The 19,342-nt window shown below is 62.3% G+C and carries 18 protein-coding genes; 9 read left to right on the top strand and 9 right to left on the bottom strand.

The genetic code is table 11. The annotated features are described in order from the left end of the window. The first annotated feature begins 29 nt into the window (after window positions 1-29). From pcaH to pcaC, 6 genes are all read left to right on the top strand, one after another. Window positions 30-734 carry a protocatechuate 3,4-dioxygenase subunit beta gene (pcaH, locus tag AD664_RS14210; RefSeq protein WP_053147391.1) on the top strand — a complete coding sequence of 235 codons (705 nt, stop codon included), beginning with the start codon at window positions 30-32 and terminating at the stop codon, window positions 732-734. A gap of 1 nt (window position 735) precedes the next feature. Further along, complete coding sequence (gene pcaG / locus AD664_RS14205; protein WP_053147389.1) at window positions 736-1,302, top strand: protocatechuate 3,4-dioxygenase subunit alpha; 567 nt, start codon at window positions 736-738, stop codon at window positions 1,300-1,302. 176 nt (window positions 1,303-1,478) lie between these two features. Then, window positions 1,479-2,774 (top strand): MFS family transporter, encoded by a 1,296-nt coding sequence (locus AD664_RS14200; RefSeq protein ID WP_042732687.1) that lies wholly within the window; start codon window positions 1,479-1,481, stop codon window positions 2,772-2,774. 70 nt (window positions 2,775-2,844) lie between these two features. After that, window positions 2,845-4,209 carry a 3-carboxy-cis,cis-muconate cycloisomerase gene (locus tag AD664_RS14195; RefSeq protein ID WP_053147387.1) on the top strand — a complete coding sequence of 455 codons (1,365 nt, stop codon included), beginning with the start codon at window positions 2,845-2,847 and terminating at the stop codon, window positions 4,207-4,209. 12 nt (window positions 4,210-4,221) lie between these two features. Beyond that, entirely contained in the window at window positions 4,222-5,013 is a 792-nt protein-coding gene (gene pcaD, locus AD664_RS14190) for a 3-oxoadipate enol-lactonase (protein WP_053147384.1), read from the top strand. Window positions 5,014-5,023: 10 nt separating this feature from the next. Continuing rightward, window positions 5,024-5,416 (top strand): 4-carboxymuconolactone decarboxylase, encoded by a 393-nt coding sequence (gene pcaC / locus AD664_RS14185; protein WP_042732684.1) that lies wholly within the window; start codon window positions 5,024-5,026, stop codon window positions 5,414-5,416. A 222-nt stretch (window positions 5,417-5,638) separates the two neighbouring features. Here the strand turns inward: pcaC and AD664_RS14180 are convergent, their stop codons facing one another. Beyond that, window positions 5,639-6,892, bottom strand: coding sequence for an OprD family porin (locus tag AD664_RS14180; RefSeq protein ID WP_053147382.1), 1,254 nt, complete (start codon window positions 6,890-6,892; stop codon window positions 5,639-5,641). Window positions 6,893-7,458: 566 nt separating this feature from the next. Here AD664_RS14180 and AD664_RS27525 point away from each other — a divergent pair. Further along, the gene (locus tag AD664_RS27525; protein WP_371260957.1) at window positions 7,459-7,743 is read left to right on the top strand and encodes a DUF6124 family protein; all 285 of its coding nucleotides are present in this window, start codon (window positions 7,459-7,461) and stop codon (window positions 7,741-7,743) included. Between the two features lie 11 nt (window positions 7,744-7,754). Here AD664_RS27525 and AD664_RS27070 read toward each other — a convergent pair whose 3' ends face one another. The 4 genes from AD664_RS27070 to AD664_RS14155 form a co-directional block, all read right to left on the bottom strand. After that, the gene (locus AD664_RS27070; RefSeq protein WP_083454203.1) at window positions 7,755-7,949 is read right to left on the bottom strand and encodes a hypothetical protein; all 195 of its coding nucleotides are present in this window, start codon (window positions 7,947-7,949) and stop codon (window positions 7,755-7,757) included. 291 nt (window positions 7,950-8,240) lie between these two features. Beyond that, a complete protein-coding gene (gene adeC / locus AD664_RS14165; RefSeq protein WP_053147378.1) occupies window positions 8,241-9,698 on the bottom strand; it encodes an AdeC/AdeK/OprM family multidrug efflux complex outer membrane factor in 1,458 nt (485 codons plus the stop codon). Further along, entirely contained in the window at window positions 9,695-12,859 is a 3,165-nt protein-coding gene (gene emhB / locus AD664_RS14160) for an efflux RND transporter permease subunit EmhB (RefSeq protein WP_042730863.1), read from the bottom strand. The genes adeC and emhB overlap by 4 nt, the downstream gene beginning before the upstream one ends. Window positions 12,860-12,862: 3 nt before the next feature. After that, window positions 12,863-14,020, bottom strand: a complete 1,158-nt coding sequence (locus tag AD664_RS14155; RefSeq protein ID WP_042730864.1) for an efflux RND transporter periplasmic adaptor subunit — start codon at window positions 14,018-14,020, stop codon at window positions 12,863-12,865. 260 nt (window positions 14,021-14,280) lie between these two features. Between AD664_RS14155 and AD664_RS14150 the strand changes: the two genes are divergently transcribed. Then, window positions 14,281-14,913 (top strand): TetR family transcriptional regulator, encoded by a 633-nt coding sequence (locus AD664_RS14150; protein WP_053147376.1) that lies wholly within the window; start codon window positions 14,281-14,283, stop codon window positions 14,911-14,913. A gap of 216 nt (window positions 14,914-15,129) precedes the next feature. Here AD664_RS14150 and AD664_RS14145 read toward each other — a convergent pair whose 3' ends face one another. The 4 genes from AD664_RS14145 to AD664_RS14130 form a co-directional block, all read right to left on the bottom strand. Further along, a complete protein-coding gene (locus tag AD664_RS14145) occupies window positions 15,130-15,645 on the bottom strand; it encodes a hypothetical protein (protein WP_053147373.1) in 516 nt (171 codons plus the stop codon). A 310-nt stretch (window positions 15,646-15,955) separates the two neighbouring features. Next, on the bottom strand, window positions 15,956-17,005 hold the full coding sequence (locus AD664_RS14140; protein ID WP_053147371.1) for an alkene reductase: 1,050 nt from the start codon (window positions 17,003-17,005) through the stop codon (window positions 15,956-15,958). Between the two features lie 32 nt (window positions 17,006-17,037). Then, complete coding sequence (locus tag AD664_RS14135; RefSeq protein ID WP_053147368.1) at window positions 17,038-18,204, bottom strand: MFS transporter; 1,167 nt, start codon at window positions 18,202-18,204, stop codon at window positions 17,038-17,040. Window positions 18,205-18,222: 18 nt separating this feature from the next. Continuing rightward, complete coding sequence (locus tag AD664_RS14130) at window positions 18,223-18,525, bottom strand: helix-turn-helix transcriptional regulator (RefSeq protein ID WP_042730869.1); 303 nt, start codon at window positions 18,523-18,525, stop codon at window positions 18,223-18,225. Between the two features lie 165 nt (window positions 18,526-18,690). On the opposite strand from AD664_RS14130, the gene AD664_RS14125 reads away from it, so the two are divergent. Continuing rightward, the gene (locus tag AD664_RS14125; protein ID WP_053147366.1) at window positions 18,691-19,275 is read left to right on the top strand and encodes an ACP phosphodiesterase; all 585 of its coding nucleotides are present in this window, start codon (window positions 18,691-18,693) and stop codon (window positions 19,273-19,275) included. Window positions 19,276-19,342 lie beyond the last annotated feature (67 nt).

Genomic DNA, 19,342 nt, shown 5'->3' with positions numbered 1-19,342 from the left:
ACTACTAATAAGAAACCGAGGAATGCTTCATGACTGACAAGCCTGGTTATCGTCGCCCTCAAGCGGGCACCCAGCCGCAATACCTGCACCCGCCGTACCAGTCCACCAACTTGCGCTCGCCGTCCAAGCCGCTGGTGTTCCTGCCCCATTCGCTGTCGGAAATCACCGGCCCGACCGTCGGCGCCGACCGCGTGCAGGAGAAGGACAACGACCTCACCGCCCAGCATGCCGGCGAGCCATTGGGGGAGCGGATAATCATTCACGGGCGCGTGCTGGATGAGCACGGGCAGCCGGTGCCGGGCATCCTGGTGGAGATCTGGCAGGCCAACGCCGCCGGTCGCTATCACCATGACCGCGACAAGCACGATGCGCCGCTGGACCCGAACTTCACCGGCACCGGTCGCGCCATCACCGACGCCGACGGCTGGTATCAGTTCCAGACCATCAAGCCCGGCGCGTACCCCTGGGGCAACCACCACAACGCCTGGCGCCCGGCCCATATCCATTTCTCGCTGTTCGGGCCCAGCATCCTCACGCGTCTGGTGACGCAGATGTATTTCCCCGGCGACCCGCTGCTGGCCTACGATCCGATCTACAACTGCGTGCCGGACACCCGCGCCAAGGAACGTCTGATCGCCAGCTTCGACCTGGAAAAAACCATCCCTCACTACGCCCTCGGTTATCGCTGGGACATCGTCTTGCGCGGCCGCGATGCCACGCCGATGGAGAAATAAGATGACGCTCACCGCCACCACATCCCATACCGTCGGCCCTTACTACCACATCGGCCTGACCTGGCTGAACCGCGAAGACTTGACCGTCGCCGAAACCCTCGGCCAGCGCGTGGCGATCACCGGGCAGGTGATCGACGGCAATGGCGAGTTCGTCAACGACGCCATGCTGGAAGTCTGGCAGGCCAACGCCGCCGGCAAATATGCCCACCCCGAAGACGATCAGGACAAGCCCCTGGACCCCAGCTTCGACGGCTTCGGCCGGGTGCCGGTGGACGCCGAGGGGCGCTTTCGCTTCACCACCATCAAGCCGGGCACCGTACCGGGGCTGGGGGGCACGACCCAGGCGCCGCACCTGGTGGTGCTGGTGTTTGCCCGCGGCCTGGTCAAGCACCTGCTGACGCGCATCTACTTCGACGGCGAGCAGGCCAACGAAACCGATCCGCTGCTAGCTTGCGTACCCGAAGAGCGTCGCGCCACCCTCGTGACCAAGCCCGATGCGTCGGGGGTGTACCAATGGAATGTGGTGTTGCAGGGGACGGATGCCGAGACGGTGTTTTTCGATTATTGAGTTCACTGGAGACATCGCGAGCAAGCTCGCTCCCACAGGTGATCTGCATATTGTGTGGGAGCGAGCTTGCTCGCGATGGCGACGGTACAGGCGCTGCTGCTTGAAAGTCTGTTTGTGGAACGGGACTGTTACGAAGTGTGTCTAGACTTTGTCAGTCCCTAACGAGTGAATAACCCATGACCACCCCAACCAGCCACTACACCGGCGAAGAACGCAGCAAGCGCATTTTCGCTATCGTCGGCGCTTCGTCCGGCAACCTGGTCGAATGGTTCGACTTCTACGTCTACGCGTTCTGCGCGATCTATTTCGCGTCGGCGTTCTTTCCCTCGGACAACCCCACGGTGCAACTGGTCAACACGGCCGGGGTCTTCGCCGCCGGGTTCCTGATGCGACCCATTGGCGGCTGGATATTCGGCCGAGTGGCGGACCGTCATGGGCGTAAGAACTCGATGATGATCTCGGTGCTGATGATGTGCTTCGGCTCGTTGCTCATCGCCTGCTTGCCCACCTACAAGGACATCGGCGTCTGGGCGCCGGTGCTGCTGTTGTTCGCGCGTTTGCTGCAAGGCCTGTCGGTGGGGGGCGAGTACGGCACCACGGCCACCTACATGAGCGAAGTCGCCCTCAAGGGCCAGCGTGGCTTCTTTGCCTCGTTCCAGTACGTGACGCTGATCGGCGGGCAACTGCTGGCGGTGTCGCTGGTGGTGATCCTGCAGCAGTTCCTCAGTGAGGAAGAATTGCGTGCCTATGGCTGGCGGATCCCGTTCGTGGTCGGTGCCGTGGCCGCGCTGATCTCACTGTTCCTGCGTCGCTCCCTCAAGGAAACCAGCAGCAAGGAAATGCGCGAGAACAAGGACGCCGGCAGCATCGCCGCGCTGTTTCGCAGCCACAAGGCCGCGTTCATCACTGTGCTGGGCTACACCGCTGGCGGCTCGTTGATTTTCTACACCTTCACCACCTACATGCAGAAATACCTGGTGAACACCGCCGGCCTGCCGGCCAAGACCGCCAGCTACATCATGACCGGCGCGCTGTTCCTGTACATGTGCATGCAGCCGCTGTTCGGCATCCTGGCGGACAAGATCGGCCGACGTAATTCCATGCTCTGGTTCGGCGCCCTGGGGGCGTTGTGCACGGTGCCGATCCTGCTGACTCTCAAGAGCATCAGCAGCCCGTTCCTGGCGTTTATCCTGATTACCCTGGCCCTGGCGATCGTCAGCTTCTACACCTCCATCAGCGGCCTGGTGAAAGCCGAAATGTTTCCACCCGAGGTGCGCGCGCTGGGAGTAGGGTTGGCCTACGCGGTGGCGAATGCGATTTTTGGCGGTTCGGCCGAGTACGTGGCCTTGAGCCTGAAGGCCCAGGGCATGGAAAACGCCTTTTACTGGTATGTCACGGTCATGATGGTGGTGGCGTTCTTGTTCAGCCTGCGCCTGCCCAAACAACCGACGTATTTGCATCACGACCTTTGATTTCACCTGATCATTTGAGGCTTGTTTGATTCATTGTGGCCATAGGGCATCCACTTCCCAAGGATTGTTTATGAGCGAACGACCGGGCAATCAGCTGTTCGATGCCTATTTCACCGCCCGCGACATGCGCGAGGTGTTCTGCGATGCGGGCCGGGTCCAGGCCATGCTCGACGTCGAGGCGGCACTGGCTCGGGCTGAGGCGCGGGTGGGGGTGATTCCCGCCAGTGCGGTGGCGCCGATCGAGCAGGCCTGTCGCGCCCAGTGCTATGACTTTTCGGCGCTGGGTGAGGCCATTGCCAGTGCCGGCAACTCGGCCATCCCGTTGGTCAAGGCGTTGGGCAAGCGCATCGCCGCCACCGACGCCGAGGCTGAGCGCTATGTGCACCTGGGCGCCACCAGCCAGGACGTGATGGACAGCGGGCTGGTGCTGCAATTGCGCCAGGCGCTGACGTTGATCGAAGACGAACTGGCGCAGCTGGCCGACACCCTGGCCCGCCAGGCCGAGCATTACGTCGCCACGCCGCTGGCCGGGCGCACTTGGCTGCAGCATGCAACGCCGGTGACCCTGGGCATGAAAATCGCCGGTTGGCTGGGGGCGATCACCCGCAGCCGCCAACGGTTGAAAGAGCTGAAGCCGCGCTTGCTGGTGCTGCAATTCGGCGGCGCCTCGGGGACGCTCGCTGCGCTCGGCGAGCAGGCGTTGCCCGTCGCCCAGGCCCTGGCCGCCGAGCTGCAACTGAGCCTGCCGGAGCAACCGTGGCACACCCAGCGCGATCGCCTGGTGGAGTTCGCCGCGGTGCTCGGGCTGATCGCCGGCAGCCTTGGCAAGTTGGGCCGCGACATCAGCCTGCTGATGCAGACCGAGGCCGGCGAAGCGTTCGAGCCATCGGCACCCGGCAAGGGCGGTTCATCGACCATGCCCCATAAGCGCAACCCGGTGGGCGCGGCGGTGTTGATCGGTGCGGCGACGCGGGTGCCTGGCCTGGTCTCGACGCTGTTCAGCGCCATGCCCCAGGAGCATGAGCGCAGCCTCGGCCTGTGGCACGCCGAATGGGAGACCCTGCCGGAGATCTGCTGCCTGGTGTCCGGCGCCCTGCAACAGGCTCGGTTGCTGGCCGAAGGGCTGGAAGTGGACGCGGCGCGCATGGCCCGCAACCTCGAACTGACCCAGGGCCTGGTGCTGGCCGAAGCGGTGAGCATCGTCCTGGCCCAGCGGGTCGGGCGCGACACCGCGCACCATCTGTTGGAACAATGCTGCAAGCGCGCCGTCGCTCAGCAACGGCATCTGCGCGAGGTGCTGGGGGACGAACCCCAGGTCACTGCGCAGTTGTCCGCCGCCGAACTCGATCATTTGCTCAACCCCGCCCACTACCTCGGCCAAGCCCGCACCTGGGTTGCCCGAGCGGTGGCCGAACACCGTGCCTTGAAGGCCTGAAAGGAGACTGTTGTGGGATTCGTCAAACTCGCCGACGGCGAACTGAATTACCGTTTCGACGGGCGGCAAGACGCCCCCGTGCTGGTGCTCTCCAACTCCCTGGGCACCGATTTGCACATGTGGGACGACCAAGTGGCGGCGTTCGGCGAGTATTTTCGCGTGCTGCGTTTCGACACCCGGGGTCACGGTCAGTCGTTGGTCACCGAAGGCCCCTACAGCATCGAGCAGTTGGGCGGCGATGTGCTGGCGATGCTCGATGCGCTGGACCTCGACCAGGTACATTTCTGCGGATTGTCCATGGGCGGGCTGATCGGCCAGTGGCTGGGGATCAACGCGGGTGAGCGCCTGCGCAAGCTGGTGGTGTGCAACACCGCCGCCAAGATCGGCGATCCGTCGGTGTGGAATCCGCGAATCGAAACCGTGCTGCGTGACGGCAAGGCGGCAATGGTGGCGTTGCGTGACGCCTCGATCGCCCGCTGGTTCACCCCGGACTTCGCCGAGGCTCATCCAGAGAAAGCCAGAAAAATCACCGACATGCTCGCCGCCACCTCGCCCCAGGGCTACGCCGCCAACTGCGCCGCGGTGCGCGATGCCGACTTTCGCGAACAACTGGCGGCGATCCGCGTGCCGTTGCTGGTGATCGCCGGCACCGAAGACGCCGTGACGCCGCCGTCGGGTGGGCACTTTATCCAGGAGCGGGTCAGTGGCGCGCAATACGCCGAGTTCCGTGCCGCACACCTTTCCAATGTCCAGGCCGGTGCCGCATTCAGCGCTCGGGTGCTGGATTTCCTGCTCGGCGCCTGAGGAGTTTTCTGTGGACGAGAAACAACGTTACGACGAAGGCATGCAGGTACGCCGCGCGGTGCTGGGCGATGCCCATGTCGACCGCAGCCTCAATGCCCTGAGTGAATTCAACAGCGAATTCCAGGAGATGATTACCCGCCACGCCTGGGGCGACATCTGGACCCGCCCGGGCCTGCCGCGCCACACCCGCAGCCTGATTACCATTGCCATGCTGATCGGCATGAACCGCAACGAAGAGCTCAAGTTGCACCTGCGCGCCGCGGCCAACAACGGCGTGAGCCGCAGCGAGATCAAGGAAGTGATCATGCAGAGTGCCATCTACTGCGGCATCCCGGCGGCCAACGCCACCTTCCACCTGGCCGAGTCGGTGTGGGACGAGCTGGGCGTCGAATCACGGGAGTAGATTCACCGCAACCCCTGTGGGCGTGGGCTTGCTCGCGAAAGCGGTGGGGCAGCTTGCATCGATGTTGAATGTGATAACGCCTTCGCGAGCAAGCCCGCTCCCACACTGATCTTCAGCGGCCACAGGGATTTGCGTACAGCACAAATCCCTTGTGGGAGCGGGCTTGCCCGCGAAGACGGTAGTACCGTCACCACCTGAATCAGCAGACCCACCGCAACCGCCTTACAACAAGCTGATTGGGTAGCTGATGAAAATGCGGTTCTCATCGAACTCATTGGTGCTGAAATCCCTCCGCATCGTCGAGTTGCGCCATTTCACGTTGAGGCTTTTCAGCGCGCCGCTCTGTACGGTGTAGGCCAGTTCGGTTTCGCGGCCCCACTCCTTGCCATCGTCGACGGTGGCGGTGTGCACATTGTCGCCACTGATGTAGCGGTTCATCAGGGTCAGGCCCGGCACGCCGACGGCGGCGAAGTTGAAGTCGTGGCGCAGTTGCCAGGATTTTTCCTTGGCATTGTCATAACTGGAGTTGTAGCTGTCGTTGGCCAGGGTGCCGCCGCTGGTACCGTTGACGCGCATCCACGCGTCATCGCCGCCGACTTTCTGCAGGCCGACGTAAAAGGTGTTGCCGCCGTACTTGGCCGAGAGCATGGCGAACGCGGTTTTGTTGTCCAGGTCACCGGCCAGCGCGCTGCCGTCTTCCTTGCCGATGAAGTAGCCAAGGTTGGCGCCCAGGGTCCAATCGCCGATGGGCTGGCTGTGGGTCAGGTTGAAATACTGCTGCTGGTAGATGTCGGACAGCTCGGCGTACCAAACCCCGACCTGGGTGCGCTTTTCATTGAAGGCGTATTCGCCGCCGCCGAAGTTGAAACGGTCGGAGGTGAAGGCGCCCCGGCCGTTCATCGACATGTCTTCCATGCTCGCGTCGTTGCGCGGGCTGTTGCCGCGGAACTGGCCGCCGTAGAGGCTCAGGCCGTTGATTTCGGTGGAGGTCACCTGGCCGCCACGGAAGGTCTGCGGCAGGGAACGGCCGTCGTCGGAACGCAGGATCGGCAGCACCGGCATCCATTCGCCAACCTTCAGCTCGGTCTTCGACACCTTGGCCTTCAGGGCCACACCCAGGCGCCCGAAATCATCGGCGGGGCGGCCGTCATCGTGCACTGGCAGCAGTTGCGTACCCGCCGTGCCTTTGCCGCCGTCGAGCTTGACCGAGTACAGGCCCAGCACGTCCACGCCGAAACCGACCACGCCCTGGGTGAAACCGGACTTGGCGTCGAGGATGAAGTTCTGGGTCCATTCCTCGGCTTTGCCCTGGGCGTTATTCGGGTTGGTGAAGTTGCGGTTGAAATAGGCGTTGCGCAGGGTCAGCGTGGCCTTGGCATCGTCGATAAACCCTGGTTCTGCCGCCAGGACGGGCAGGGCGACGCTGGTCAGGGCGATGGCAATGAGGCTGGGGAACAAATGCTGTGTGGGCTTCATGAGCGTTGTCTCTTATTTTTTCTGGACGAAGCGGATCGTTGCCGCACTTTTTTTAGGTGCAAGCGGTAAGGGGGTAGCCAGGGTTGTTAGGGCGATTGGGGATCAGCCGGGCGAGGCGGGGCGCAGGGGCATGGCGTCGAACCTGTTGTTATTGGTTTTGTGGCAGCGATGGTGAAGGTCTGGGCTGGATCGATTCAATTACCGGTGGCGGGTTTTGGGCGATTATCGAACGGCAAAACCAATCGATAGACGCCATTCCTGTGGGAGCGAGCTTGCTCGCGATGGCTGTGTCATAGTCGACCTGGATTTCGGGTACATATCCATTTTTGCGGTAACGGCTGCTTAGGGTTCCGCCCTTACGGCGGGTCACTTTTGGCAAACGCCCCAAAAGTAACCAAAAGGTCTGTGCCCCACCACTGGGCACCTCGCCTAGGCTCGGTGTTCCCTCACTCCGGCATTGCTCCGTGGGGCCCGCCGCGAAGGGCCATCCATGGCCCAGCGCGGCTAACCCGGCATCCATGCCGGGTTGCCCACTACGCAATGCCTGCGTTCGGCCCTTGTGGTTAATGGGGCGCTCAAGATCAAAAGCCAAAGCCAAAGCCAAAGCCAAAGCCAAAGCCAAAGCCAAGCCGAAAACCTCAACTCAAGTTTTCACCGTCGTCGATACTCTCGACACCGAGTGCCTACTGGCGAATCTCAGCGAAACCCTGGCTTCGGCCAATGCCATGGTCAATGACCTGGCGTTCGATCTGGAAGGCTCGCGGCGGCATGTCGCATTGGGCGTGGCGCAGATGATTGAATTGAGTCAGTTGTTGGCTAATCGTGCCTTGGATATCGTCGACCCGCGTTAGCCATGTGGGGTTTATCCCCAAGCTGGGCTGTGGGAGCAAAGCTTGCTCGCGATGGCAGTACTCCAGTTGATCACCGTGCTTTGGCTTTGGCGGCTTTGGCGGCTTTGGCTTTTGATCTTCAATGCCCCATTAACCACGCTGGCCGAACGCAGGCATTGCGCAGTGGGCACCTCGGCATGGATGCCGAGGTAGCCGCGCTGGGCCATGGATGGCCCTTCCCGGCGGGCCCACGGAGCAATGCCGGAGTGAGGGAACACCTCGCTTGCGAGGTGCCGAGTGGGGGGGCAAAGCGTTTTTGGTTACTTTTTTGGCGTTTGAAAAAAGTAACCCGCCGTCAGGGCGGAACCGCCAGCAGCCGTTACCGCAGCAATGGATATGTACTCAATCCAAACCATAAACCGCTTTCGCGAGCAAGCCCGCTCCCACACACCCTGTAAAAACCCAAACAAAAAGCCCACCTTTCGGTGGGCTTCGTATTTCAGCGTTCAAACATCAAGTCAGAACAACTTCATCTTTGGCGCTTCTTCCTTCACCGGCTCGTTCTTGCCCGTCTCGGCATTCCAGCCACCACCCAACGCCTTGTACAGATTGACCTCACTGGTCAACTGCGCAAGGCGGTCGGTGATCAGCGATTGTTGCGCGCTGAACAGCTGGCGCTGGGCGTCGAGGAAGGTCAGGTTGCTGTCGACACCAATGCGGTAGCGACGCTCGGCCAGGCGGTAGTAATCCTGGTTGGCGGCGACGAAGTCGGTCTGGGCCTGCAACTGTTCGTTGTAGGTCTGGCGCGCCGCCAGGCCGTCGGAGACTTCCTGGAACGCGGTCTGAATCGACTTCTCGTACTGCGCGACGTTGATGTCTTTCTGGATCTTCGCGTAGTCCAGGCTCGCCCGCAGGCTACCGGCATTGAAGATTGGCAGGTTGATCTGCGGGGCGAAGGTCCAGGTGCCCGAGCCGCCCTTGAACAGGCCGGACAGGTCCGGGCTCAGGGTGCCGGCGTTCGCCGTCAGGCTGATGCTCGGGAAGAACGCGGCCCGTGCGGCGCCGATGTTGGCGTTAGCGGCGAGCAGGTTGCGTTCGGCCTGGAGGATGTCCGGACGACGTTGCAAGAGGTCCGACGGCAAACCGGCCGGCACTTCGCTCAGCAGGTCATCGCTCAGCGGTCGCGAGGCCAGGTTGGCCGGCAGGCCGGTGCCCAGCAGCAGGGTCAGGCTGTTTTCGTCCTGGGCGACCTGGCGGGTGTAGCGCGCCAGTTGCACGCGGGCGTTTTCCACGGCGGTGCGCGCCTGGCTCAGGTCCAGGGCCGAGGCCACGCCGACTTCGGCGCTGCGCGAGGTCAGCTTGAAGCTCTGCTCGTAGGCGCCAAGGGTTTCCTGGGTCAGCTTGAGCAGTTCCTTGTCGGCCTGCCAGGTCAGGTAGGCGTTGGCCACGTTGGCCACCAGGCTGATCTGGGTACTGCGGCGGGCTTCTTCGGTGGCGAAGTAGCTTTGCAACGCTTGTTCGCTCAGGCTGCGAACTCGGCCGAACAGGTCCAGTTCATAGGCGCTGACGCCCAGGGTGGCCGAATACGAACTGCTGATGGACGCTTCACCGGTCTGCGACGCCCGTGCCGGCACCCGCTGGCGGCTGCCCGAGCCGGTGGCCGAGACCGCCGGGAACAGGTCCGCCCGCTGGATGCGGTACTGCGCGGCGTAGGCATCGATGTTCAGCGCCGCGACCCGCAGGTCGCGGTTGTTTTCCAGGGCCACCTGGATCAATTGCTGCAACGCCGGGTCATGGAAGAACTGCTTCCAGCCTTGCTCGGCGGCGGCCTGGCCGGGGGCGTTGGCCGCCTCGTAGGCCGGCCCCTGCGGGTATTGCGCCGCGACCGGTGCTTCGGGCCGCTGATACTCGGGGATCAGCGAGCAACCGCTGAGCACGACGGCAGCGATGGTCAGGGAGAGTAGCGACTTGCTCATTGGCCAGCCTCTTTAGAAGTTTCAGGAGTGTCGTCCTGGTCGGCCTGTTTGCGGCGGCCTATCGACGACACGGTCACAAAGAACAACGGCACCCAGAAGATCGCCAGGACGGTGGCGGTCAACATGCCGCCGATCACACCCGTACCGATGGCGTGCTGGCTGCCCGAGCCGGCGCCGGTGGAAATCGCCAGCGGGACCACACCGAGGACGAACGCCAGGGACGTCATGATGATCGGTCGCAGACGCATCCGACAAGCTTCAATGGCGGCATCCATCAAGCTGCGCCCCTGTTCGTGGAGTTCCTTGGCGAACTCGACGATCAGGATGGCGTTTTTTGCCGCCAGGCCGATGGTGGTCAGCAGCCCCACCTGGAAGTACACGTCGTTGGACAGGCCGCGCAGGCTGGTCGCCAGCAGGGCACCGATGATCCCCAACGGCACCACGAGCATGACCGCGATCGGAATCGACCAGCTTTCATACAGGGCCGCCAGGCACAGGAACACCATCAGCAGCGACAGGGCGTACAAGGCCGGAGCCTGGGAACCGGACAAGCGTTCCTCGTAGGACAGGCCCGTCCAGGAAATCCCCACGCCGGATGGCAGTTTCTTGGCGATGGCCTCGACTTCGGCCATGGCTTCACCGGTGGAGTAGCCAGGCGCAGGCGAGCCGAGGATCTCCATCGCTTCCACGCCGTTGTAGCGGGCCAGTTTCGGCGAACCGAAGACCCACTCACCCTTGGCGAAGGCGCTGAACGGCACCATGGTCCCGGCGCTGTTGCGCACATACCACTTCTTCAGGTCCTCGGGGTTCATGCGCGCGCCTGGCTGGCCTTGCACGTACACCTTCTTCACCCGACCACGGTCGATGAAGTCGTTGACGTAGCTACTGCCCAGGGCAATCGACAGGGTGTTGTTGATGTCCGACAGGGTGATGCCCAGCGCGCTGGCTTTTTCGTCATCGATTTCCAGCTGGTACTGCGGTTCATCGTTCAGGCCGTTTGGACGTACCTGGGCCAGGACCTTGCTCTGGGACGCCATGCCCAGGAACTGGTTGCGGGCTTCCATCAGTTTCTCGTGACCGATACCGGCGCGGTCCTGCAGGAACACGTCGAAACCGGTGGCGTTACCCAATTCCATCACCGCCGGCGGGGCGAAGGCGAACACCATCGCGTCGCGGAAGGTGAAGAAGTGTTGCTGGGCACGGGCCGAGATCTTGAATACGGTGTTGTCGGCGTTACGTTCTTCCCACGGCTTGAGCATGATGAACGCCAGGCCGGAGCTCTGGCCACGACCGGCGAAGTTGAAGCCGGTCACGGTAAACACCGAGGCCACGCCATCGCCTTCGCCGCCGTCCTTGCCCGGACGCAGCAGGAATTCACGCATGTTGTCCACCACCACCTGGGTTCGCTCGGCGCTGGAACCGGCCGGGGTCTGCACCTGGGCAAACAGCACGCCCTGGTCTTCTTCCGGCAGGAAGGCGGTCGGGATGCGGGTGAACAGCCAGACCATGCCGACCACGATGATCAGGTAGGCCAGCAGGAACGGGGCCTTGTGCCTGAGCATGTTGCCCACGCCGCGCTCGTAGCTCCTGACGCCACGGTCGAACGTGCGGTTGAACCAGCCGAAGAAACCGCGCTTGGGCGTACCGTGCTCACCTTTGGGAATCGCCTTGAGCATGGTGGCGCACAGGGCCGGGGTGAAGATCAGTGCGACCAGCACCGACAAGGCCATGGCCGAGACGATGGTGATGGAGAACTGCTTGTAGATCACACCGGTGGAACCACCGAAGAACGCCATGGGCAGCAATACCGCCGACAGCACCAGGGCGATACCCACCAGGGCACCTTGGATCTGGCCCATGGACTTCTTGGTGGCCTCCTTGGGCGACAGGCCTTCCTCGCTCATCACCCGCTCGACGTTTTCCACCACGACGATGGCGTCGTCCACCAGCAAGCCGATGGCCAGCACCATGCCGAACATGGTCAGGGTGTTGATGCTGAAGCCGAACGCCGCGAGGATGCCGAACGTACCGAGCAACACCACCGGCACCGTCATCGTGGTGATGATGGTGGCGCGGAAGTTCTGCAGGAACAGGAACATCACCAGGAACACCAGCACGATCGCTTCGACCAGGGTCTCAACCACGCCCTTGATCGACTCGCTCACCACCGGCGTGGTGTCGTAGGGGAACACCACTTCCATGCCCGGCGGGAAGAACGGCTTGAGGTCATCCACGGTCTTGCGCAAGGCCTTGGCCGTGTCGAGGGCGTTGGCACCGGTGGCCAGCCGCACGGCCAGGCCGGAAGCCGGGGCACCGTTGAACTGAGCGTTGATGCTGTAGTTCTCACCGCCCAGGCCGACGTCGGCGACGTCGCCGACGCGCACCTGCGAACCGTCCGGGTTGACCTTGAGCAGGATGTTCTTGAACTGCTCGGCGGTCTGCAGGCGGGTCTTGCCGATGATCGTGGCGTTCAACTGCTGGCCGGGCAGGGCGGGCAGGCCGCCGAGCTGGCCGGACGAGACCTGGACGTTCTGCGCGGCAATCGCCGTGCGCACGTCCACCGGGGTCAGGTTGAAGTTGTTCAGCTTGGCCGGGTCGAGCCAGATCCGCATCGCATACTGGGCACCAAAGACCTGGAAGTCACCGACACCGGCGGTCCGCGAGATCGGGTCCTGCATGTTCGACACGATGTAGTTGGACAAGTCCTCACGGGTCATGCCGCCGTCGCGCGACACCACGCCGATCACCATCAGGAAGTTGCGCACCGACTTGGTCACGCGGATGCCCTGTTGCTGCACTTCTTGGGGCAGCAGCGGGGTGGCCAGGTTCAGCTTGTTCTGGACCTGGACCTGCGCGGTGTCGGAGTTGGTGCCTTGCTCGAAGGTCGCGGTGATGGTCATGCTGCCGTCGGAGTTACTTTCCGAGGACACATAACGCAGATTGTCGATACCGTTGAGCTGCTGCTCGATGACCTGCACCACGGTGTCCTGCACGGTCTGCGCGGACGCACCCGGATAGGTCACCTGGATCGCAATGGCCGGCGGGGCGATGCTCGGGTATTGGTTGATCGGCAACTTGAGGATCGACAAGGCCCCGACCAGCATGATCACCAGGGCGATTACCCAGGCGAAAATCGGACGGTCGATAAAGAATTTCGACATGGTTTACTCCCCTTTGCCGCCGGCTGCTTTATCAGCTGCCTGAGCGGGGGCCGGGTTCTTGTTGGCGACGTTGGTGGCTTCGGCGACCTTGACTTCCACCCCTGGCCGTATGAACTGCAGGCCTTCGGTGATCAGGCGATCGCCGGCCTTGAGGCCGTCTTCGATCAGCCACTGGCTGCCGACGGTGCGGGTGGCCTTGAGCTGGCGCAGCTCGACCTTGTTGTCCGGGCCCACCACCAATGCGGTTGGCGTGCCCTTGAGGTCGCGGGTCACGCCTTGTTGCGGGGCGAGGATCGCGGCGCTGTTCACACCAGCCTGCAACTGCGCGTGGACGAACATGCCCGGCAGCAGGGTGTGGTCAGGGTTGGGGAACACGGCGCGCAAGGTCACCGAGCCGGTGGTCTGGTCGACCGACACTTCGGAGAACTCCAGCTTACCCTCGTGTGGATACTGGCTGCCGTCTTCCAGGGTCAGCTTGACCGCGGCGGCGTTGTCGCCGGCCTTCTGCAAGCGACCGCTTTCCAGCTCGCGGCGCAGTTGCAGCAGTTCCACCGAGCTCTGGGTGACGTCGACGTAGATCGGGTCCAGTTGTTGGATGGTCGCCAGCGCGTCGGCCTGGCCGTTGCTTACCAGCGCCCCCTCGGTGACCGAGGAACGGCCGATGCGCCCGGAGATCGGCGCGTAGACCTTGGTGTAGCGCACGTTGATCTGGGCGGTCTGCAGGTTGGCTTCCGACTCCAGGCGATTGGCCACGGCGGTGTCGTATTCCTGGCGGCTGACGGCCTGTTCGTCCACCAATTGCTTGTAGCGGTCGGCAATCGACTTGGTGGAGCGCAGGTTGGCTTCGGCGCTCTTGAGGGTTGCCTCATACACGGCCGGATCGATCTGGTAGAGCTGCTGGCCGGCCTTGACGTCGGCGCCTTCCTTGAACAGGCGCTTGAGGATGATGCCGTTGACCTGCGGACGAACTTCCGCGACACGGAAGGCGCTGGTGCGGCCTGGCAGCTCCGATGTCAGGGTGAAGGGTTGGGTCTTGAGGGTTACGACGCCGACCTGAGGGATAGGGGCAGGAGGTGCCGCTTCTTCCTTCTTGCATCCGCTGAGCAGCGATGCCAGGGCGATGGCGGTAACCAGAGCGGTAACAGCTGGCTTGAATTGCATGGAAATCCTCGGGTCCAGGCGCGCAACAGGCGCACTCGAAAGTGGAAGGTTAAAAGGCAGCGTTATTCAATTAGTAGGATGCTAAGAAATATACTTACGTACATGGTTGTTTGTAAACAGCCAAATTGCGTACCATCCGACTTTACAAAAGCCTGACAAAGGCCGTGTAGGTCGGGGACGCGTTCCAAGGAAACGTGGCCCCCTTTTTATAGCCGATCCTTTAGCACTGCTGATGCGTCCTGATTGAGGTGTTTACTGCCATGGTTCGTCGTACCAAAGAGGAAGCCCTGGAGACTCGCAGCCAGATACTCGAAGCGGCCGAGAAAGCCTTTTTCGAACGGGGCGTCGCCCGCACGACGCTGGCCGATATCGCCAACTTGGCCGGTGTGACACGCGGCGCCATCTATTGGCATTTCAGCAACAAGGCGGACCTGCTCCAGGCGATGCTCGATACGTTGCATGAGCCTCTCGATGACTTGGCCCGGGCCAGTGAGAGCGAGCAAGAGCTTGATCCCCTAGGTTGCGTACGCAAGTTGTTGGTGCGCCTGTTCCAGCAGGTGGCCCTGGATCCGAAGACCCGACGCATTAATGAAATCCTGTTCCATAAGTGTGAATTCACCGATGAGATGTGCGACCTGCGCCAGCAGCGGCGCCAGGTCAGCCTGGACTGCAACGTGCGTATCGCGTTGTCGCTGCGCAACGCGGTGAATCGCGGCCAGTTGCCGGATGACCTGGACCCGGAGAGAGCGGCGGTCGCAATCCACGCTTACATCGACGGCATTCTGTACCAATGGCTGTTAGCACCCGACAGCTTTGCCCTGGCAGGTGATGCCGAGCGTTGGGTCGAGATTGGGCTGGACATGCTGCGCCTGAGCCCTAGCCTGCGCAAATGAAACAAAATGCGGAATTGCTTCGGTTTGTTTCATCCCAAGTGGTCGAAGCCGCTTTTATAAACTGAATGCCGTCGTGGTTGATAGGCGATCGTGAACAAAATTTGTAGGGGATTTGTTTCAGGATCACTGATGCTGCATCGGCCCCCAGGCCCGTGAACGTCATCATGCCGGGCAATGATGACGTGTCCATGTACAACGCCTGCACCCGCCGGCCTCTTACCGGCCAGGTTCGACGATGAGGCGCACGGTGTAGTGGAAGGGCGGCTCGAGCATCTTCCGGGAAATATCAGACCGGCACGTGTACTCGCCATTGCCTGTGTAAGTGGTCCTGCTCTTCCAGTCCGGCTTATAACGGGGTTCCAAGGCGCCCGGAACGATCGAGGCCTGGAATCGCGTCTGCATTTGGCATTCGAAGTTGAAGTTGCTCATTTCATAGTTGAGGACTATTTCAATTGGCTTGATTTTCTTTAGTGTCGGTTGCCAGCCCGTGCCGGGGTAAGTGTAGTTTCTGATGTGGCCGATACGCAGTTGGTAAGTTGATTGGGGGGCGATCTCGTGGGCGCCCGGGAAAAAGTCCTCGGCTTGAGGCGGGTCGGTTAACAGGCTGTTCATATTCAAGGTGCCGCGGGTGTGGTTGGCAATCTCCACGGTCACTTCGGTGTTAGCCAGGCTGTGGGTAATCAGCGCGGGGCCCAGCAGTAAGGCAAGTGTGAAGCTTTTCAGCGTATTCATGGTCCTTCATCTCGCATAGGTGTAAGGCTTGCCGGGATGGCCTGCAAGCGGAGTGTGTTGAGTTGAACAGTGATGAGTTTGTTAATAAAGGATTGTCGCCATGTGCAAGTAACCCGTCCGTTGGTTAAATGAGTGATGAGGCGGGAGGGATTATTAGCGCTGTCGGGCGGTTGAAGCCATGCTCGATAAGTGTCGTCTTGTTATTTGATGTTGCGGCTCAAGTTGCTTGAATCACACTTGGCATTTTGCGGGCATGAAAAAGCCCCGGCTCTTTCGAGTCGGGGCTTTTTTCAATCAAGTGTTTTTGAACTTACATCACCGGGTAATCAATGTAGCCCACCGGGCCTTTTCCGTAGAAGGTTTCCGGGTGCGGCTCGTTCAGCGGGGCGTCGGCTTTCAAGCGTGCCGGCAGGTCCGGGTTGGCAATGAATGGGACCCCGAACGCGACCGCATCGGCCTTGCCTTCGGCCAGCCAGGCGTTGGCGCTGTCCTTGGTGAAGCGTTCGTTGGCAATGTAGGGGCCGCCGAAGGCTTGCTTGAGTTGCGGGCCGATGCTGTCGTCGCCTTCCTTCTCGCGGGAGCAGATGAAGGCGATGCCGCGCTTGCCCAACTCGCGAGCGACGTAGCTGAAGGTTTCCAGGCGGTTTTCGTCGCCCATGTCATGGGAGTCGGCCCGAGGTGCCAAGTGCACGCCAACCCGGCCGGCGCCCCAGACTTCGATGGCGGCATCGGTCACTTCCAACAGCAGGCGGGCACGGTTTTCCAGGGAGCCGCCGTATTGGTCGGTGCGCTGGTTGGTGCTGCTTTGCAGGAACTGGTCGAGCAGGTAGCCGTTGGCGCCATGGATTTCCACGCCGTCGAAACCGGCGGCCTTGGCGTTCTCGGCACCCACGCGGTAGGCGTCGACAATGTCGGCGATCTCGGCGGTTTCCAGGGCACGTGGCGTCGGGTAGTCCGCCAGCGGACGCACCAGGCTCACATGGCCCTTGGGCTGGATGGCGCTGGGGGCCACCGGGGCTTCGCCGTTGAGGTAGGACGGGTGAGAGATCCGGCCAACGTGCCACAGTTGCAAGAAGATCTTGCCGCCGGCGCCGTGGATGGCCTTGGTCACGTTGGCCCAGCCACGCACCTGGTCGTTAGACCAGATGCCGGGGGTGTCCGGGTAGCCCACGCCCATTGGCGTCACGGAGGTCGCTTCGCTGAGGATCAGGCCGGCGGAGGCCCGTTGCACGTAATACTCGGCCATCAGCGCGTTGGGGACGCGGCCTGCGTCGGCGCGGCAGCGGGTGAGCGGGGCCATGATGATGCGGTTCTTCAGCTCGATGTCGCCGAGTTTGATGGGGTCGAAAATAGTTGCCATGGATTACAACCTCGAAATGGAAAGGGTAAAAGTCAACGCGTTGCCGGAGCCAGGTCGGGGTTAGCGCCCTGGCGGAAAGTGATCAGGGTGACCAGCAGCGCCAGCACGGCGAGCGCGCCGGCGGCCAGTGGAACGGTGGTCAGGCCCAGGCCGTGATCGATGACGCTGCCGCCAACCCAGGCGCCCAGGGCGTTGCCGATGTTGAAGGCGCCGATGTTCAGGGTGGACACCAGGTTCGGCGCGGCCTTGCCGAAGGTCACCACATTGACTTGCAAGGCGGGCACGGCGGCGAAGCAGGCGGTGGCCCAGAGGAACAGCGTGATTTCGGTGGGGATCAGCGCGACGCTGGTCCAGCTCAGCACCGTCGACACCACGGCCATGGTGATGAAGACGCCCATCAGCGTGTTCACCAGGCTCTTGTCCGCCAGCTTGCCGCCGATGATGTTGCCCAGGGTCAGGCCCAGGCCGATCAGCACCAGGGTCCAGGTCACGCCACGGGGCGATACGCCGGTGACCTCTCCCAGCAGCGGCGCGACGTAGGTGAACAGGGTGAACACCGAGGCGGAAAACAACGCGGTCATGCTCAGGGACAACCACAGGCCGGCTCCCTTGAGGGCGAGCAGTTCCGAGCGCATGTCGAGCTTTTCTTCATCGCGCTTGGCCGGCAGGAAACGCACCAGGCCGATCAATGCCACCACGCCGATGGCGGTCACCGCCCAGAACGTCGAACGCCAGCCGGCTTCCTGGCCCAGCGCGGTGCCCAGGGGCACGCCCAGCACGTTGGCCAGGGTCAGGCCGGTGAACATCAGGGCCACGGCCGAGGCGCGCTTGTTGGGCGCCACCAGGCCGGCGGCCACCACCGAGCCGATGCCGAAGAACGCGCCGTGGCACAGGGCAGTGATGACCCGGGCGAACATCAGCACGTTGTAGTCGCTGGCGATGGCGCAGAGCAGGTTGCCGATGATGAAAATGCCCATCAGCGCCACGAGGGCGGCCTTGCGTGGCAGCCGTGCGGTGGCGAGGGCCATGAACGGCGCGCCGATGGCCACGCCCAGGGCGTAGCCGGTCACCAGCCAGCCGGCGCCAGGTATCGAGACACCCAGGTCGGCCGCCACATCGGGCAGCAGGCCCATGATGACGAACTCGGTGGTGCCGATGGCGAAGGCACTCAAGGCCAGGATGAGGAGCGAGAGGGGCATGTCGGGGTCCTTGTCAGGTCAGAGCTCTTGGCTCATTTGCTGGAGGAACTGCTGGATCAGTTCCTCGTTGCGCTTGAAGAAATGCCACTGACCGACCTTCTGGCTGGTAATCAGCCCCGCCCGTTGCAATACCGCCAGGTGCGCCGACACCGTGGACTGCGAGAGGCCGCAGCGCTGGTCGATCTGGCCGGCGCAGATACCGAATTCATGGTTGTGCAACTGCTCGGGGAACTGGACCTTCGGGTCTTTTAGCCAGTTGAGGATGTCTCGCCGTACTGGGTGCGCCAGGGCTTTTATTATTTCGTCGAGGTCGAGGGTCATGGTGGCGGTTCGTAATGGGCTCAAGTGGATAAAACGCTATATCGCGATGAAGCGAACCTTAAATCGTTGCTTCGCGATATACCAATATGTATTTGTTCTGAAGACCGAATAAATCGCTATATCGGGTTATAACGATATGGGCACGACGGTGCTAAGCTGCCGACCATGAACTATCTCGCACACCTGCACCTCGGCGGTTCTGGCCGCGAACAACTGCTCGGCAGCCTCTACGGCGACTTCGTCAAGGGACCGCTGCAGGGCCAGTACACGCCGCAGATCGAAGCGGCCATTGCCCTGCACCGGCGCATCGACATGTACACCGACCGCCATCCGCTGGTGGATGGTGCCCTGTCGCGTTTTTCCGCGGTGCGCCGACGCTATGCCGGCATCGTGCTCGACGTGTTCTTCGATCACTGCCTGGCCCGGGACTGGGCGTTATATGGCGAGGGGCCGCTGATGGATTTCACCTCCCGCGTATATCACGTGCTCGGCACTGAACCGCAGTTGCCCGGACGCCTGGCGCAGATCGCGCCACACATGGTGGCGAATGATTGGTTGGGTTCTTATCAGGCGTTCGACGTACTCGAGCAGGTACTGCGCGGCATTTCCCGACGCTTGACCCGCCCCGAGGAACTGGCCGGGGCGATGGAGGAACTGACCAGGCTCTATGAGCCGTTGAGCGAGGATTTCCGGTTGTTTTATCCACAGCTTCAGGATTTTGCCCAGAGCCAGGTCACACCGAATAACTAAATGTGGGAGCGGGTTTGCTCGCGAAGGCGGTGGATCAGTCAACCTCTGTGTTGAATGTACTGCCGTC

Source organism: Pseudomonas sp. P97.38 (assembly GCF_001269745.1).
Lineage (GTDB): Bacteria > Pseudomonadota > Gammaproteobacteria > Pseudomonadales > Pseudomonadaceae > Aquipseudomonas > Aquipseudomonas chlororaphis_E.
The sequence above is the reverse complement of the archived record's forward strand: the minus strand, read 5'-3'. Positions and strand labels throughout refer to the sequence as shown.